16 protein-coding genes are annotated in these 15,141 nt (G+C 72.2%); 6 read left to right on the top strand and 10 right to left on the bottom strand.

What is annotated here, in order from left to right:
* Nucleotides 1-8 precede the first annotated feature (8 nt).
* The 5 genes from E1264_RS18290 to E1264_RS18270 are packed head-to-tail and all read right to left on the bottom strand — an operon-like array spanning nt 9 to nt 4,971.
* Nucleotides 9-1,085, bottom strand: coding sequence for an NAD/NADP octopine/nopaline dehydrogenase family protein (locus E1264_RS18290; protein WP_132175022.1), 1,077 nt, complete (start codon nt 1,083-1,085; stop codon nt 9-11).
* Nucleotides 1,082-2,236, bottom strand: coding sequence for an enolase C-terminal domain-like protein (locus E1264_RS18285; RefSeq protein ID WP_207935998.1), 1,155 nt, complete (start codon nt 2,234-2,236; stop codon nt 1,082-1,084). Before E1264_RS18285 ends, E1264_RS18290 begins: the two co-directional genes overlap by 4 nt.
* Nucleotides 2,237-2,251: 15 nt before the next feature.
* The gene (locus tag E1264_RS18280) at nt 2,252-3,262 is read right to left on the bottom strand and encodes an isochorismatase family protein (RefSeq protein WP_132175020.1); all 1,011 of its coding nucleotides are present in this window, start codon (nt 3,260-3,262) and stop codon (nt 2,252-2,254) included.
* Nucleotides 3,259-3,453: a 2-hydroxymuconate tautomerase gene (locus tag E1264_RS18275; RefSeq protein ID WP_131968092.1), complete on the bottom strand. Its 195-nt coding sequence runs from the start codon at nt 3,451-3,453 to the stop codon at nt 3,259-3,261. Before E1264_RS18275 ends, E1264_RS18280 begins: the two co-directional genes overlap by 4 nt.
* 42 nt (nt 3,454-3,495) lie before the next feature.
* Nucleotides 3,496-4,971, bottom strand: coding sequence for an aldehyde dehydrogenase family protein (locus E1264_RS18270; RefSeq protein WP_132175018.1), 1,476 nt, complete (start codon nt 4,969-4,971; stop codon nt 3,496-3,498).
* A 188-nt stretch (nt 4,972-5,159) separates the two neighbouring features.
* Between E1264_RS18270 and E1264_RS18265 the strand changes: the two genes are divergently transcribed.
* The 4 genes from E1264_RS18265 (at nt 5,160) to E1264_RS18250 (ending at nt 8,892) form a co-directional block, all read left to right on the top strand.
* Nucleotides 5,160-6,230: an ABC transporter substrate-binding protein gene (locus E1264_RS18265; protein WP_165964231.1), complete on the top strand. Its 1,071-nt coding sequence runs from the start codon at nt 5,160-5,162 to the stop codon at nt 6,228-6,230.
* 91 nt (nt 6,231-6,321) lie between these two features.
* Nucleotides 6,322-7,101 (top strand): ABC transporter ATP-binding protein, encoded by a 780-nt coding sequence (locus tag E1264_RS18260; protein ID WP_132175014.1) that lies wholly within the window; start codon nt 6,322-6,324, stop codon nt 7,099-7,101.
* The gene (locus tag E1264_RS18255) at nt 7,098-7,889 is read left to right on the top strand and encodes an ABC transporter permease (RefSeq protein WP_207935997.1); all 792 of its coding nucleotides are present in this window, start codon (nt 7,098-7,100) and stop codon (nt 7,887-7,889) included. The genes E1264_RS18260 and E1264_RS18255 overlap by 4 nt, the downstream gene beginning before the upstream one ends.
* A gap of 34 nt (nt 7,890-7,923) precedes the next feature.
* On the top strand, nt 7,924-8,892 hold the full coding sequence (locus E1264_RS18250; protein WP_132175012.1) for an ABC transporter substrate-binding protein: 969 nt from the start codon (nt 7,924-7,926) through the stop codon (nt 8,890-8,892).
* 57 nt (nt 8,893-8,949) lie between these two features.
* Here the strand turns inward: E1264_RS18250 and E1264_RS18245 are convergent, their stop codons facing one another.
* Nucleotides 8,950-9,696 (bottom strand): SDR family NAD(P)-dependent oxidoreductase, encoded by a 747-nt coding sequence (locus E1264_RS18245; protein WP_165964230.1) that lies wholly within the window; start codon nt 9,694-9,696, stop codon nt 8,950-8,952.
* A gap of 30 nt (nt 9,697-9,726) precedes the next feature.
* Between E1264_RS18245 and E1264_RS18240 the strand changes: the two genes are divergently transcribed.
* Nucleotides 9,727-10,965, top strand: coding sequence for a cytochrome P450 (locus tag E1264_RS18240; RefSeq protein WP_132175008.1), 1,239 nt, complete (start codon nt 9,727-9,729; stop codon nt 10,963-10,965).
* Between the two features lie 7 nt (nt 10,966-10,972).
* On the opposite strand, the gene E1264_RS18235 is transcribed toward E1264_RS18240, so the two are convergent.
* From E1264_RS18235 to E1264_RS18225, 3 genes are read right to left on the bottom strand one after another with little or no spacing between them, the layout of a single operon-like run.
* Nucleotides 10,973-11,425 (bottom strand): VOC family protein, encoded by a 453-nt coding sequence (locus E1264_RS18235; protein ID WP_132175006.1) that lies wholly within the window; start codon nt 11,423-11,425, stop codon nt 10,973-10,975.
* Complete coding sequence (locus E1264_RS18230) at nt 11,418-12,179, bottom strand: 2-oxo acid dehydrogenase subunit E2 (RefSeq protein ID WP_132175004.1); 762 nt, start codon at nt 12,177-12,179, stop codon at nt 11,418-11,420. Before E1264_RS18230 ends, E1264_RS18235 begins: the two co-directional genes overlap by 8 nt.
* A complete protein-coding gene (locus E1264_RS18225) occupies nt 12,179-13,312 on the bottom strand; it encodes a Xaa-Pro peptidase family protein (protein WP_132175002.1) in 1,134 nt (377 codons plus the stop codon). Before E1264_RS18225 ends, E1264_RS18230 begins: the two co-directional genes overlap by 1 nt.
* A 98-nt stretch (nt 13,313-13,410) precedes the next feature.
* Between E1264_RS18225 and E1264_RS18220 the strand changes: the two genes are divergently transcribed.
* Complete coding sequence (locus tag E1264_RS18220) at nt 13,411-14,865, top strand: amidohydrolase family protein (protein ID WP_132175001.1); 1,455 nt, start codon at nt 13,411-13,413, stop codon at nt 14,863-14,865.
* Nucleotides 14,866-14,922: 57 nt separating this feature from the next.
* On the opposite strand, the gene E1264_RS18215 is transcribed toward E1264_RS18220, so the two are convergent.
* Nucleotides 14,923-15,141 (bottom strand): FCD domain-containing protein (locus tag E1264_RS18215; protein WP_132175000.1); only part of this gene is annotated, 219 nt, incomplete at its 5' end.

Here is a 15,141-nt window from a genome sequence, read left to right as displayed (position 1 = left end):
GGTCCCTTTCAGGCTCGTACGACGGCGAGGACGCCGCCGGTGTCCAGGCCCGCCAGGCCCAGCCGGGCCGCGTCCAGGCCCTCGGCCGCCGGGTCCTCGCCGGTGGCGGTGGCGCCCAGCGTGAGCAGCGCGTTCGCGGTCGGGACGGGCACGCCCGCGATCCCGGCGAGGACGGTGAAGGGCAGCAGCCCGTACGGCAGGTCCTCGCGGTAGTAGCGGTGCGCGAACGACGCCGGGGCGGCGATCTCGCGGTTGGCCGTCCCGCCGCGCACGGCGCCCGCGACGTCGCCGCGTTCCGCCGCGACCGGGTCGGCGGTGCCGATCGCGGTCATCTCGGCGAGCAGCCCCGGCAGGGCGTGGCCGAACGCCTGGGCCACGGCGCGGCGCTCGCCGTCCAGCGACTCCAGGACGCGGGCGACCCCGGGCGTCATGCCGTCGACGTAGAAGGTGAAGCCGCCCTGGGTCGCCTCGACCCAGGCGGCGCCCAGCACCGCGCCCGGCGGATGCAGCACCAGGTTCACGTTGGAGAGGCTGGACGCGAGCACGTCCGGCACCGGCGACGCCCCCCGGAACAGCCGGAGCGCGTGGTCGAGCGCCTCCTCGCCGCCCGGCAGGCACGCGGCCCGGACCGTTCCGGCACGTCCGGTGGTGACCACGGTCCCGGAGCGGACGCGCGCCACGTAGGTCAGCGTGGAGAACTCGGCGAGCGGCGGGAGCTTCGTTCCGTGCTCGGCGAACACGGCCCGCGCGTGCAGCGCCCCGCCGGTGTGCCCGGGGTTGAGCACGATCGGGACCTGGACCGGCAGCCGGGCCAGGTCCGCGAACAGCGCGCGGTGCGCGATGCTCGGCAGGCAGACGACCGCGACCTCGGCGCCGCGCAGCGCCTCGGCCAGATCGGTCGTCATGGCCTCCGGGACCGCCTTGCCCGTCCCGAACACCCCCGCGTACGCGACGGCCCGGCGCTCGACGTGCGGCGCCAGCGTCATCGGGTTGCGGTTCCACAGCCGCACGCCATGTCCGGCCAGGGTGAGCTCGGCGGTGGCCGCGAGCCCGCCCGCCCCGGCCCCGAGCACCGCGACCCTCATACCCGGTACTTGTCGATCTTCGCGCGGTCGACCTCGATGCCGAGGCCGGGGCCGGCCGGGGCCATGACCTGGCCGTCCACGAACCGGAACGGCTCGGTGATCAGGTCGTCGAGGTAGTAGATCCCGGCGATGTCCGGGCCGTCCGACCCGGCGGGCTTGGACACCGGGCAGACGCTCGGCAGCGTGGCGATGCGCAGCGCGGTGCCGAGCTGGAGATTGGCGGCGTTGCCGATGCCGGTCTCGATGGAGCCGCCGATGTCGCAGTACATGCCGAGGTCCTCGGCGATCTCGGCCTGCCGCCGCGCCCGGTACAGGCCGCCGGGCTTGGTGACGTAGCAGGAGAAGCAGGCCGCAGCGTCGAGCTCGTGCAGCTCAAGGATGTCGTGGACGGTCCAGGCCGACTCGTCCGCCATCACCGGGCTGCCGATCTTCTCCGCCACCCGGGCCAGGTCGCGGGCGCCCGCGAGGGGCTGCTCGCACAGCAGGATGCCGTGCTCCTCCTGCCGCCGCGTCACCTCGATCGCCTGGTGGACGGACGCGTAGCCCTCGTTCCCGTCCACCCGGATCCTGACCTCGTCGCCGAGCCGCCGCCGCAGCTCGCGCACCAGCGTGACGTCGCGCTCGGGGTCGAGGCCGGTCTTGCACTTGATGGTCTTCGCGCCCTCGGCGACGGCCTGCTCGGCCTCGGTGTAGCAGCGGTCCAGGTCCATGATGCCGAGCGAGTGCGCGACCTCGATTCCGTCGCGGTGCCGCCCGCCGAGCAGCGTGGACACCGGGACGCCGAGCGCCTTGCCCGCCGCGTCGTAGCAGGCGACGTCGATCGCGGCCTTCGCGTACGGGTGGCCCTTGATCACCTTGTCCATGCGGGCGTGCAGCACGCCGATGTCGGCGGGGTCGAGGCCGATGACCGCGTGCCGCAGGTGGTCGAGCACGATGTGCTGCACGGTCTCCGGCGTCTCGCCGTAGTACCGCATGTGGGCGCCGCCCCAGGTGCCTCCGGCGGGCGCCTCGCCCCAGCCGGTGACGCCCTCGTCGGTGGTCAGCTCGACGATGGCGTGGTGCCCGATGGGCGTGTTCATCTTCGAGGCCCAGTTGTGGTCGCGGCGGGCGGGCAGCCGCACCAGGTGGACCTGGATGTCGTTGATCTTCAAGGGGTCTCCCCGGGGTCAGGGCGTGGACGGTTCGACTTCGGCGAGCTCGATCTCATGGCCGTCGGGGTCGGCGACGTAGACGGTGTGTCCGTACGGGCCGGGACCCGGGCCGCGCACGATGCGGTGCCCGGCGGCGCGGGCGCGCTCGGCGATCCCGTCGACGTCGCGCGCGGAGAAGCACAGGTGCTGGAGCGTGCCGCCCGCGCCGGTGCCGCCTTCGGTGAGGCCGAGCCCCTGGTGGGTGACGACGAGGCGGCGCCCGTCGCGGAAGTCCTCGCGCTTGCGGACGGTGAAGCCCAGCACGTTGGTATAGAAGTCGACGGAGGCGTCCAGGTCGACCGCCTCCAGCAGCAGGTGGTGGACCTGGAGCGCGCGCGGCGTCGCGGCCCGCTCCAGCCAGGACGTCACCTCGTCGCTGGTGGCCAGGACGCCGAGATAGTGAGCCCACACGGCCTCGGCCGTGGCGGTCCACTCGGGCCGGACGGCCGCGATCCCGTCGGTGACGGCGACGACGTCGTAGTCGCGCAGGTACGCCTCGCGCAGCGTCGTCTCCACGCACGCGTTGGCGGTGACGCCCGCCACGAAAAGGCCCTGCACGCCGAGCATGTCCAGCAGCGACTGCAGCCGGGTCTCGTAGAACGCGCCGAATCTGTGCTTGGTGACGACATAGGTCGGGTCGTCGGCGAGGTCGGCCAGCTCATCGACGAACGCGGCGTCCCAGGAACCCGACACGGCCGACACGCGCTTGCGCTTGCTGGTGTGGGACGGCAGCACCTTCCGCGCCCGCGCGGAGTCGGCTTCAAGATGGACCTGCTTCGTCCAGATCACCGGCAGCCCCGCCGCGCGGAACGCCTCCGCCAGCCGCCTGACCGGCTCGATCGTCGCCTGCGCGGGCTTGACGTCCACGCCGGAGACGCCCAGCGTCCCCTCGTCGTGGACGAACGCGTTCTGCATGTCGATCAGGAGCAGCGCCGTGTTGTCAGGGATCAGCGCGTCGAGCACATGCGCTTCGCCTGCGTCGCTCATGCGTCGGTCCGATCCGTACCGAGGACGCCCGCGCGGGCCCAGTTCTCCTTCGGGTACTCCTGGATGGCCACGTGCAGCCCGTCCGGGCGCGCCCCCGCGTGCTCGACCATGGCGTCGGTGATGGCCTTGGCCAGCGCGCGTTTCTGGTCGACGGTGCGCCCCTCCCACAGGTGCACGGTGACGAACGGCATCGGCGTTCTCCTTCAGGTGTCGGGTTGCCGGAAAAGCGGGGGTTACCAGAGGGTCGGGCTGGAGTCGAAGTTCAGGTGCTTGGTCTCGGTGAATTCGGCGATCCCCTCGACGCCCTGCTGGCGTCCGAGGCCCGACTTCTTGAACCCGCCGACCTCGGCCTCGCCGTAGAAGTGGTGGTAGGTGTTGATCCACACGGTGCCCGCGCTGACCGCGCGGCCGACCCGCCAGGCGCGGTCGAGGTCGGTGGTCCAGATCCCGGCGGCGAGCCCGAACTCGGTGTCCTCGGCGAGCGCGACGGCCTCGTCCTCGTCGGCGAAGCCCTGGACGGTCAGCACCGGCCCGAAGATCTCCTCCTGGACGAGCCGCGAGTCGCGCGCCAGCCCGCCGACCAGCGTCGGCGCGACGAACGCGCCCTCCGGCAGGTCATCGGGCAGCGAGGCGGCGGCCAGGATGTCGCCCTCCTTGCGGCCCAGCTCGATGTAGTCGTTCACCTCGCGCTGCTGTCCGCGCGACACGACCGGGCCTATCTGGGTGGACGGGTCCAGCGGGTCGCCGAGCCGTAGCGCGCGCGTCCGCTCGGCGAGCCGTCCGACGAACTCCTCCCGCACCGATTCCTCGACCAGGAGCCGGCTGCCCGCGGTGCAGATCTGGCCGGTGGTGGTGAAGACCGCGTTGAGGGCCCCTTCGACGGCCTTGTCCATGCGGGCGTCGGCGAAGACGATGTTCGGCGACTTGCCGCCCAGCTCCAGCGAGACCTTGCGCAGGTCGTCGGCCGCGCGCTTCATCACGCCCACGCCCGTGCCGGTCTCGCCGGTGAAGGCGATCATGTGGACGTCGGGGTGGCCGACGAGCGCGTCGCCGGTGACGCCGCCCGAGCCGACGGCGCAGCCGAGGATGCCGTCCGGCAGGTCGGGGTCGGCGGCGAGCGGCGCCAGCGCCTCGACGGTGACGGCCGGGGTGAGGCTGGCGGGCTTCACGACGCAGGCGTTCCCGGCGGCGAGGGCCGGGGCGAGGGCGCGCACCAGCAGGACGAGCGGCCAGTTCCAGGGCGTGATGATCCCGACGACGCCGATCGGCTCGCGCAGCACCACGCCGTGGGCGTGGTCGCCGAGCGCGATCGAGCGGCCGTAGAGGGTGCGGGCCATGCCCGCGTAGAACTCGACCATTTCGGCGGAGCTGAGCACCTCGTTGCGGGCCTCGCCGATCGTCTTGCCCTGCTCGCGGGTGAGCAGGGTCGCGAGCCGGTCGACGTCGGCGCGCAGCGCCTCGGCGTAGCGGAACAGGACCCGGGCGCGGATGGCGCCGTCGTTGCGCCACCTGGCGGTGCGGAACGCGTGGCGGGCACGCCCGACCAGCTCCTCGACGTCGGCGGGCGTGGACGTCGCCAGCACCGCGACCGTCTCGCCGGTCGTCGGGTCGGTGGTGGCCAGTTCCGGGCCGCCGGCCAGGAAGAAGGAGTGGTCCGCGGCGGGGAGCCGAAGCGGTGTCCAGTCCGGGCGATGACGGGTTTCGGACATGGGCTGATCCCTTCCGGGCGGATTCAGGACCGTCCGTAACGGCTTTGTTAACGATGCCTTGAGGGGTTGCGAAGGAGTGGTTGCTGACCTAGACAATGCATATCACACATCAGGCCAGTGGTACATGTCATACCAGTCGCCGTGGAGACGTCCGATGTCTCCCGTACCGCCGGCCGGAGAGAGGAAGCATGGCCTTCCCGCGTCCCAGCAAGCCGCCGCTCGTCCCGACCACCCCGACCCCGACGACCACCCCGAGCCGAACGTCCTCGAACCGCCCGCCTGACCCGTCCCGCCGGAAGCTGACCGCCGCCGTGGTGGCGCTGATGGTCTTCGCACCCATGGCCGCCAGCTGTGCCCGCGACGGGACGGAGGGGTCCGGGCCGGTCACGATCCTCGCCAACTGGTTCCCCCAGGCCGAGCTCGGCGGCTACTTCCACGCGGCCGAGCAGAAGCCCGCCGAGGGGTCGGAGGAGCGGCCGATCAAGGTGCTGCCCGGCGGGCCCGGCATCCAGACGATCCCGCAGGTCGCCGCGGGCAAGGCCGTGTTCGGGGTGGCCACCGGCGCCGACGACCTGCTCGTCGCGCGCCGCGAGGGCCTGCCGATCGTGGCGGTTTTCGCGCCGTTCCGGGCCAACATCACCTGCCTGACCGCGCATGCGAGTTCGGGCGTGAAGGGCTTCGCCGACCTGGACGGACGCAAGGTGGCGCGGGTGCAGAGCCGCCCGTGGTGGGAGTACCTCAAGCGGCACTACAAGCTCGACCGCGTCCAGGAGATCAACTACACCGGCTCGCTGGCGGCCTTCAAGAAGGACAAGGGGCTCGTCCAGCAGTGCTACGTGACGTCCGAGCCGTTCTACCTCAAGCGCGACGGCGTCCCGGTCACCACGCTGTCGATCTCCGACCAGGGCGGCTACGCCGCGTACAGCAACGTGCTGTTCACCACCGAGCAGACCATCAAGCGCGATCCGGAGCTGGTCAAGTCGGTGGTGGAGCGCGTCGCGCGCGGCTGGGAGGCGTTCCGCGCCGACCCGGCGGTCGGCAAGCAGGCCATCGTCGCCGCCAACAAGGACACCGACCCCGGCGTCGTCGACTTCGCCGCGCAGGTGATGCGGTCCGGGCGCTGGGTCTCCTCGCCGCCCGGCGCGATGACCGAGGCCCAGTGGCTGAAGATCCGCGACCAGGTCGCCGAGGCCGGGCTCGTGCCCGGCTCCACCGACGTCAAGGGGGCCTTCACGACCCAGTTCCTGCCGACCCAGTGACCCGTCGGACGTGACCGTCCCCGCGCGGGCGGTCACGTCCGATGTCCCACCCGTAACAGGAGATCCACTCCAGAAAGGCGGTGTACGGCTCATGGCCCATCAGGAGGCTTCCCCGCCCCCGGCCGCGGTGTCCGCAGCCGCACGGCTCCGCGTGCGCGCGGTGGCCAAGACCTTCCCGAACGGGACCGAGGCGCTCGCCCCGGTCGATCTCGACATGGCCGGGGGCGAGTTCGTGAGCCTGCTCGGCCCGTCCGGCTGCGGCAAGTCGACCCTGCTGCGCATCATCGCCGGGCTGACCGAGCCCAGCGCGGGAACGGTCGAACTCCCCGACGAGCACCGCAGGGCGTTCGTGTTCCAGGACCCCACGCTGCTGCCGTGGCGGACGGTGGAGCGCAACGCCCGGCTGCTGCTCGAACTGGAAGGCGTCCCGAAGGAGGAGCGGGCCGAGCGCGCCGCGGCGGCGCTGAAGATGGTCGGGCTCGCCGGCTTCGAGAAGTCCTACCCGCGCAACCTGTCCGGCGGCATGCGGATGCGGCTGTCGCTGGCCAGGGCGCTCGCGCTGCGCCCGAAGTTCTTCCTGATGGACGAGCCGTTCTCGGCGCTCGACGAGATCACCCGCGAGACCCTCCAGGACGAGCTGCTGCGCATCTGGGGCGCCGAGGGCTTCACCTCGGTGTTCGTCACCCACAACCTCTACGAGGCGATCTACCTCTCGCACCGGGTGGTCGTGATGTCGCCGCGCCCCGGCCGGGTCGCGCGGATCTTCGAGATCCCCTTCGAGTACCCCCGGTCCCCCACCCTGCGCGAAACCCCGGAGTTCTCGGCGCTCGGCGCCGAGGTCGCCGCCTGTCTGAGGGAGGTCTCCCGTTGAACGGCAAGCTGCTGCGCACCGCCGGTCCGCCGGCGGTGGTGTTCGTCCTGGTCATCGGCGGCTGGTGGCTGCTGTCGGCGACCGTGTACGGCTCCACCAACTACCTGCTGCCGCGCCCGAACGCGGTGTACCAGGCCGCCGTGGACAACGCCGGGACGCTGCTGTCCGGCCTGCGGATCACGTTCGTGGAGGCGGCGGCCGGGTTCCTGCTCGCGATCGTCGTCGGGATGCTCGGCGCGATCGTGATGAGCCTGGCCAAGCCGCTGGAGCGCAGCTTCTACCCGTACGCGGTGCTGCTGCAGACCGTCCCGATCGTCGCGGTGGCGCCGGTGATCGTGCTGTGGTTCGGCTACAACCAGACCTCGGTGATCGTGATCTCGTTCATGATCTCGGTGTTCCCGATCCTCAGCAACACGCTGCTCGGGCTGCTGTCGGCCGACCGCAACCACCTCGACCTGTTCCGGATGCACACGGCGCCGCGCCGGGTGCAGTTCCTCAAGCTGCGGCTGCCGGGCGCGCTGCCGAACATCTTCGCCGGGCTGCGCGTCTCGGCGGGGCTGTCGGTGATCGGCGCGATCGTCGGCGAGTTCATCATCGGCTCCGGCGGCCAGGAGGGCGGCCTCGGCGTGAAGGTCATCTTCGCCCAGTCGCGGCTCGCGACCGACCTGCTGTTCGCCGAGGTGCTGGCGGCGACGCTGCTGGGCTTCGCCTTCTTCCTCACCGTGTCCGTCCTCGGCAACCGGCTCCTGCGCTCCTGGCACGAGTCCGCCATGCGCGACGACACCTGAGCACCCGAGCCCGATAAACCGAAAGGGACTTCGCATGAAGAAGATAGGAATCAAGGCCGCGGCCGCAGTCATGCTGCTGGCGGCGTCCGCCGGATGCGCCGGGAAGGCCGCGGGCGGCGGGGCGACCAAGGACCCCGTCATCCTGACCAACTGGTTCGCGCAGGCGGAGCAGGGCGGGTACTGGCAGGCCGCCGTCGACCAGCCCGCCAAGGGCGAGGGCGTCACCATCAACGTCAAGCAGGGCGGGCCGGGCATCCAGACGATCCCGCAGGTCACGTCCGGGCAGGCGACGTTCGGTGTGGGCAACGCCGACGAGGTGCTCGTCGCGCGCAAGAACGGCCTGCCGATCGTGGCCGTCGCGGCGGGCTTCGACACCAACCTGCAGTGCATGATGTTCCACAAGCCGGCGGGCATCACGAAGTTCGAGGACCTCAACGGCCACATGGTCGCCCGCACACCCAGCCCCTACTGGGACTACCTCAAGCACCGGTTCGGCCTGACCAAGGTGAAGGAGATCAACAACACCGGTTCGCTGGCCGACTACAAGCGGCAGCGGGGGTTCGTCCAGCAGTGCTTCGTCACCTCCGAGCCGTACGTGGCGCGCAAGGAGGGCGTGACGGACTTCGCGATGCTCAGCGTCGCCAAGGACGGCGGCTACAACCCCTACGGCAACCTCCTCTACACCACCGAGCGGGTGATCAAGGAGAATCCGGAGCTGGTGAAGCAGGTGGTGGGCGCGGTCGTCCAGGGCTGGAAGAACTTCACCGCCGACCCGAGCAAGGCGAAGGCGCTGATCCAGAAGACCAACCCGGACACCGCGCCCGACGTCTTCGACTTCGGCGCGAAGACCATCAAGGAGGGCGGCTACCTGGGTCCCGACCCGGGGGCGATGACCGACGAGCGGTGGAAGACCCTGCGCGACCAGCTCGGCTCGGCGGGCGTCGTGCCGAAGGACTTCGACTACACCACGGCGTTCACGACGAAGTACCTGCCCGCGGGATGAGCCCCGGCGGCCCCGGCGGTCCGAGCGCGGACGCCGGGGCCGCCGGAACCACCCCGGTCAAAAGGCGCCCATGTTGGCCCCGCCGTTGACCAGCAGGGTCTGCCCGGTGACGATCCGCGCGCCGGGCCCGCACAGGTAGCAGATGGCCTGCGCGATGTCCTCGCTGGTGATCGGCTCGGTCAGGCACTGGCCGCCGACGACCCGGTCCCAGCCGTCCTGCCCGAGCGCGGCCAGGACGTCCGGGGTCTGGACGGCGCCGGGCGCGACCGCGTTCACCGCGATCCCGGACGGCCCGAGCTCGCGGGCGAGCGCCCGCGTCATGCCCACGATCGCCGCCTTGGCGGTCACGTAGTGCAGGAAGTTCGCCATCCCGAACACGGCGGTGTCGGAGCTGAGGTTCACGATCCGCCCGCGCCGCGCCTCCCGCATGGGGGACGCGACCGCCTTCGCGCACAGGAAGGCCGAACGGACGTTGCTCTCCACCACCCGGTCCCAGGTGTCCGCGCCGATCTCCCAGAACGGCACGCGGTCCACGCCGACGTGCAGCCCGGCGTTGTTGACCAGGACGTCGACGCGCCCGTACCTGGACAGCACCTCGCCGATCGCGCCGTCCACCTGCGCCTCGTCGCACAGGTCGGCGACGGCGCCGAACGCCGCCCCGGTCTCCTCGACCGCGGCGGCCGGGTCGGCGACGTCCAGCAGCGCCACCGTCGCGCCCAGCCCGGCGAGGCGCCGGGCCGTGCACCGGCCGAGCGCGCCCGCGCCGCCGGTGACCACCGCGACCTGTCCCGCGAAATCCGTCATGACATTCCCTTCCGATCGGAGAGCCCGCTGATGCATGCGATGGACGCGATGAGCACCCCCGCCGACCCCGGTTACGACCCGTTCGCGGGCGCCATGCTCGACGACCCGTACGGGTTCTTCGCGCTCGCCCGCGAAACGGCCCCGGTGTTCTACTCGGAGCTGATCGACCACTGGGTGGTGAGCAGGCGGGACGACATCCTGTCGATCTTCCTGGCGCCCGGCGCGTACTCGGCGGGCAACACGATCCAGCCGATCACCGAGCTGAGCGAGGGCGCGCGGCGCGTGCTGGCCGAGGGCGGCTGGGGGCTCGTCCCCGCCCTCGGCAACAACGACCGGCCAGGTCACACCCGGTTCCGCCGGAACGTCGGCAAGGCGTTCACGCCCCGGCGGGTGGCGCGGCTCGAACCGTTCATCGCCGCGAGCGCGGAGGCCGCCGTGGCCGGGCTCCGTCCCGGCGACGACCTCGTCGGCGCGTTCCTGGAGGACCTGCCGGCGCGGGTCATCCTGCACCTGCTCGGCATCCCCGAGGACGGCGTCGCGACCGTCCGGGAGGGGGCCCGCAACCGGGTGCGGTTCATCTGGGGACGGCTCACCGCCGCCGAGCAGGAGGACCTGGCCGCCGCGATGGTGCGGTTCTGGGACTACCTGCGGGCCTTCGTGGACGACCGGCTGGCCACCCCGCGGGACGACCTGACCAGCGCGCTCCTCGCGGTCCGCGACGGCGACGACGGCGTGTTCACGCTCGACGAGGTCTGCAGCGTGCTGTTCGCGTTCCTGACCGCCGGGCACGAGACCACCTCCAGCCTGCTCACGAACGGGGTGCGGCGGCTGCTGGAGCAGCCGGGGACCTGGCGGGCGCTGCACGCCGACCCGGGCCTGGTCGACGGCGCGGTCGAGGAGGTCCTGCGGTTCGACAGCTCGGTCGTGGCGTGGCGGCGGCGCGCGCTGCGGGACGTCACGGTCGGCGGCGTCACCGTCCCGGCCGGGGCGCAGCTCCTGCTGCTCCTCGGCGCCGCCAACCGCGACCCGGAGACGTTCGACGCCCCGGACGAGTTCGACATCCACCGCGAGAACGCCTCCGACCACCTCAGCTTCGGACGCGGCATCCATTTCTGCCTGGGCGCGCCGCTCGCGCGGCTGGAGGCCCGGATGGTGCTGAAGGTCCTCACCCAGCGCCTCCCGGACGCGCGGCTGGTCGAGCCGCAGCGGTTCGACTTCGTCCCGAACATCGCGTTCCGCGCGCCCCAGCGGCTCCTCATCGAATGGTGACTACGAGCTACGAATCCCGTCCCCACGCGAGCAGCTCGATCAGCCCGCCCCAGGGGGTGGTGACGAACGCGTTGGACATCCCGGGGGTCGGCCCTTCCTCGAACGTGACGGGCCGCCCCACGACGCCGACGCCCGGGACGGCGGCGAGCGCGGCGAGCGCGGCGGGCAGGTCGTCCACCTCGATACCGAGGTGCGTGCCGCCGGGAAGGTCCGCGCGCGGCGGCGCACCGGACGCGTCCTGCGACCACCACTGGATCAGCTCGACCCTGGCGCCGCCGATGTCGAGCATGGCCAGGGCGAACGCGGCGTCGTCCGGGGCGCCGAGGCGTCCGGCGCCGCCGTCCACGCGCGGCAGCCGGAACACCTCCCGGGCCGCGAAGTGCGCGGTGAAGAACGCGACGGCGGCGTCGAGGTCGGGGACGGACATGCCGACGTGGTCCAGGACCCTCCGGTCAGCCATCGCCGATCTCCAGGTCGGCGGCCCAGATCGGGCGGCTTTCCACGGCGCCCTTCACCGCGGTCAGGAACCGGGCTGCGTCGGCGCCGTCCACGAGCCGGTGGTCGTAGGTCAGGCACAGGTAGGCCATGTCGCGGATCTCGACGCGCTCGTCCGCCCCGGACCCGACCGCGACGGGTCGGCGCTCGACCTTGCCGACCGCGAGGATCCCGGTCTCGGGCGCGTTGAGGATCGGGGTGTCCAGCACGGAGCCGCGCGACCCGGTGTTGGTGATGGTGAACGTCCCGCCCTGCACGTCGGACGGCCGCAGCTTCCGGTCGCGGGCGCGCCCGGCGACGTCGGCGATGCCGCGCGCCAGGCCCGCGACGGTCAGCAGGTGCGCGTCCTTGACGTTGGGCACCATGAGCCCGGCATCGGTGTCGACCGCGAAGCCGAGGTTGATGCGGCGGTGGTAGGCGGCGGTGCACGCGTCCACGTCGATGGTCGCGTTCAGCATCCGGTGCTCGGGCAGCGCGCGGCAGACGGCAGCCGCGACCACCGCGAGCGGCGACAGCGAGACGCCGTGCACGGCGCGGAACCGCTCCCCGTGCGCGGCGCGCGCCGCCATCACCGGCCCGAAATCGACTTCGAGCGCGCTGGTGAGCTGCGCCGATCCGGCGAGGCTCTGCTGCATCCGGGCGGCGATGACCTTGCGGACCCGGCTGAGCTTCTCGACCTCGACGTCCTCGACGCCCGCGCCCTGGACGGTCTCGGTCATCACGCCTCGATCCTGAAGAGCTCGTCGGTGCCGGTCACGTCCGACAGCAGGCGGCAGCCGGTGTCCTCGACGGCGACCATGTCCTTGATCTGCATGCCGAAGCCATGTCCGCTGCGGTAGACGAGCGGCTCCATGCCGAGGACCATGCCGGCCCGCAGCGGCTCGTCCCCGTAAGGGCCGAGGTAGGGGCGCTCGTGCAGGTTGACGCCGATGCCGTGCCCGACGAAGCCGATCGGCGGCATGCCGAGCTGCTCGAACTCGGCGAGGAACGTCGCGTACACGTCGCGGGCGATGGCGCCGGGCCGGATCGACTCGCGGACGAGGTACTTGCACCGGACGAGGTTCCGGTAGATCCGCTCGGCCTCGGGCGGCGGGTCGCCCACCACGGCGGTGCGGCAGACGCCCGCCTGGTAGCCGTCGAGGACGGAGAAGATCTCGACGCGGCACACGTCGCCGGGCTTGAGGACGCGGTCGGTCGGGCCGACGTTGGGCAGCTGGCTGCGCTCCCCGGTGGCGACGATCATCAGCTTGAACTGCTGCGCGCCCTGCTCGTAGACGGAGCGGGTGAGGGCGGCGGCGATGTCCATCTCGGTGTCGCCCGCGCGGACCGCGCCCAGCGCGTCGCCGATGGCCCGGTCGGAGATGCGCGAGAGCCGGGTCAGCAGCTCCCGCTCCCGGGCGGTCTTGATCTGCCGGGCCCGGGCGATCAGGTCGTCGGCCGCGCGGAGTGTTGTGCCGGGGAGCGCGCGGGAGAGGGCGCCGTGGTCGGTCACCGACAGGTAGCCGAGCTCGATGCCGACCGTCCCGGCGGACAGGCCGAGGTCGCGGAGCAGGCCGGCCAGCGTGCCCATCGGGTCGCCGGTGAACTCGGCCCAGACCCGGACCTCCAGGCCGGGGCGTGCGGCCCGGACCGTCGACTCCTCCATGTCGACGCAGACCATCGCCTCGCGGCCGTCGGTGGTGACGACGTGCGCGGCGTGCCGCCAGCGCATGAGGGGCTGGGACGGGACGACGAACCCGGCGGCGTAGGCGACGTTCTCCGGGGACAGGCAGACGACGGCGTCCAGTCCCGCCTCCGCCGCGCGCGCCGCGAGCCCGCGGGCGATCTCATCGGACGCGGCCGAACCGGCCATGTGCACCCCTCCCTCACAACAACTGGTATTACGACAGATATGATATGACTGATGTGTTCTACGTCAAGAGCGCACGTCAAGGAGCCCGAGGAGCCCCGATGACCAGATCCGACGCGGCGGCGGGACGCAGCACGCTGATCGAGCACCTGGATTTCGCGTTGACCGTGGACGCCGGCGACCGCGTCCTGCACGACGCCGCCCTGCTGCTGCGCGGCGACCGCATCGTGGACATCGGACCCACCGACGAGGTTTTGGCCCGCCTCGGGGACGCGGCGGTAGACGAACGCGTCGACGGCCGAGGCCGGGGCGTCATCCCTGGCCTGATCGACACCCACGTCCACCTGTCGGAGACGCTGAGCCGGGCGGTCTTCCCCGACGTGCTGGCCACCCGTGCCTGGGTGTTCCACTGGGCCAAGCCGTTCTACGCGCACGTCGACGACCAGGACGAGGCGGTCAGCGTCCGGCTCGGCGCGACCGAGATGCTCCGCTCGGGGACCACCTGCTTCCTGGACATGGGCGCCCAGAACGACGCGGGCCTCACCGCGCGCGCCGCAGCCGAGATCGGCATCCGCGGGATCGTCGGGCGGCACGCCGCCGACCGCAAGCCCGCCGAGATCCCGCCCGGCTGGTCGCGGGAGATGGTCGATCACCATTTCTTCCCCGACCACAAGGTCGCCCTGGAGGCCCTGGAGGACTCGGTCCGGCGCTGGAACGGGCACGCGGACGGCCGCATCCGCTGCTGGGTCAACATCGAGGGCAAGGAGCCGTGCAGCCTGGAACTGCACGTCGGCGCCCGCGACCTGGCCGAGCGGCTCGGGGTCGGGACGACCTACCACATCGCGTCCTCCATCGAGGAGTCGCGGGTCAGCGAGAAGAAGTACGGGCGGTGGCCGGTGACCCGGGTCGCCGAGGGCGGCGGGCTCGGCTCGAACCTCGTCCTCGCGCACGCGGTGGCCCTCACCGACGCGGAGGTCGCGCGGCTCGCCGAGCACGGCACGTCGGTGGCGTTCTGCCCGTCCACCTCGCTCAAGCTGGCCAAGGGCGCGACGGCCATCGGCAAGTACCCGGAGATGATCGAGGCCGGGGTCACGGTGGGGCTCGGGACGGACGGCGTCTCGGCGGCGGGCAACCTCAACCTGCACCGCCAGGTCCACCTGGTCGCCGGGCTGTTCAAGGACGCCCGGCTCGACCCGACGCTCGTCGGGGCGCGCAAGGCGCTGCGGATGGCGACCGTCGAGGGCGCGAAGGCGCTCGGCTGGGACGACGAGATCGGCTCCCTGGAGCCCGGAAAGCAGGCCGACCTCGTCCTGTTCGACCTCCACCACCACGAGTGGACGCCCTACTCCGACCCGCTCCAGGCCCTGGTGTGGTCGGCCAGCGCGGCGAGCATCGCCGAGACCTGGGTGGCCGGACGGCGCCTCTACGACGGCACCCGCGTCACCACGGTGGACGAGCCCGCCCTGCGCGCCGAGGCCCGCGAGCGCGCCGCCTCGATCGTGCGGAAGGCGGGGCTGGACGCCGACGTCCCGGTCACCACCACGCTCTACGACTGATCCGGGAGAAACGAAGGAGGGGCACCCCGCCGGGACGGGGTGCCCCTCCTTCGTGTCTCAGGCCGGGGCGCGGAAGTCGGCGATCCACCGGCGGACGCGGGCGACGTGCTCGTCGGCGCGCCGTCCCGCCTCCGCGGGGTCGCCGGCGAGGACGGCGTCCACGATCGCCTGGTGCTCGTCCGCCGACCGGGACACCTGACCCGGCCGGGCCAGGGTGATCAGCCGCGACTCGGTGAGCAGCCCGTGCAGGTCGGTCAGCAGGACGGTGAGCAGCCC

The sequence above is a fragment of the Actinomadura sp. KC216 genome, from assembly GCF_004348535.1.
Lineage (GTDB): Bacteria > Actinomycetota > Actinomycetes > Streptosporangiales > Streptosporangiaceae > Spirillospora.
Note: the sequence above shows the minus strand (reverse complement) of the source record. Positions and strands in the feature narration are given on the sequence as shown.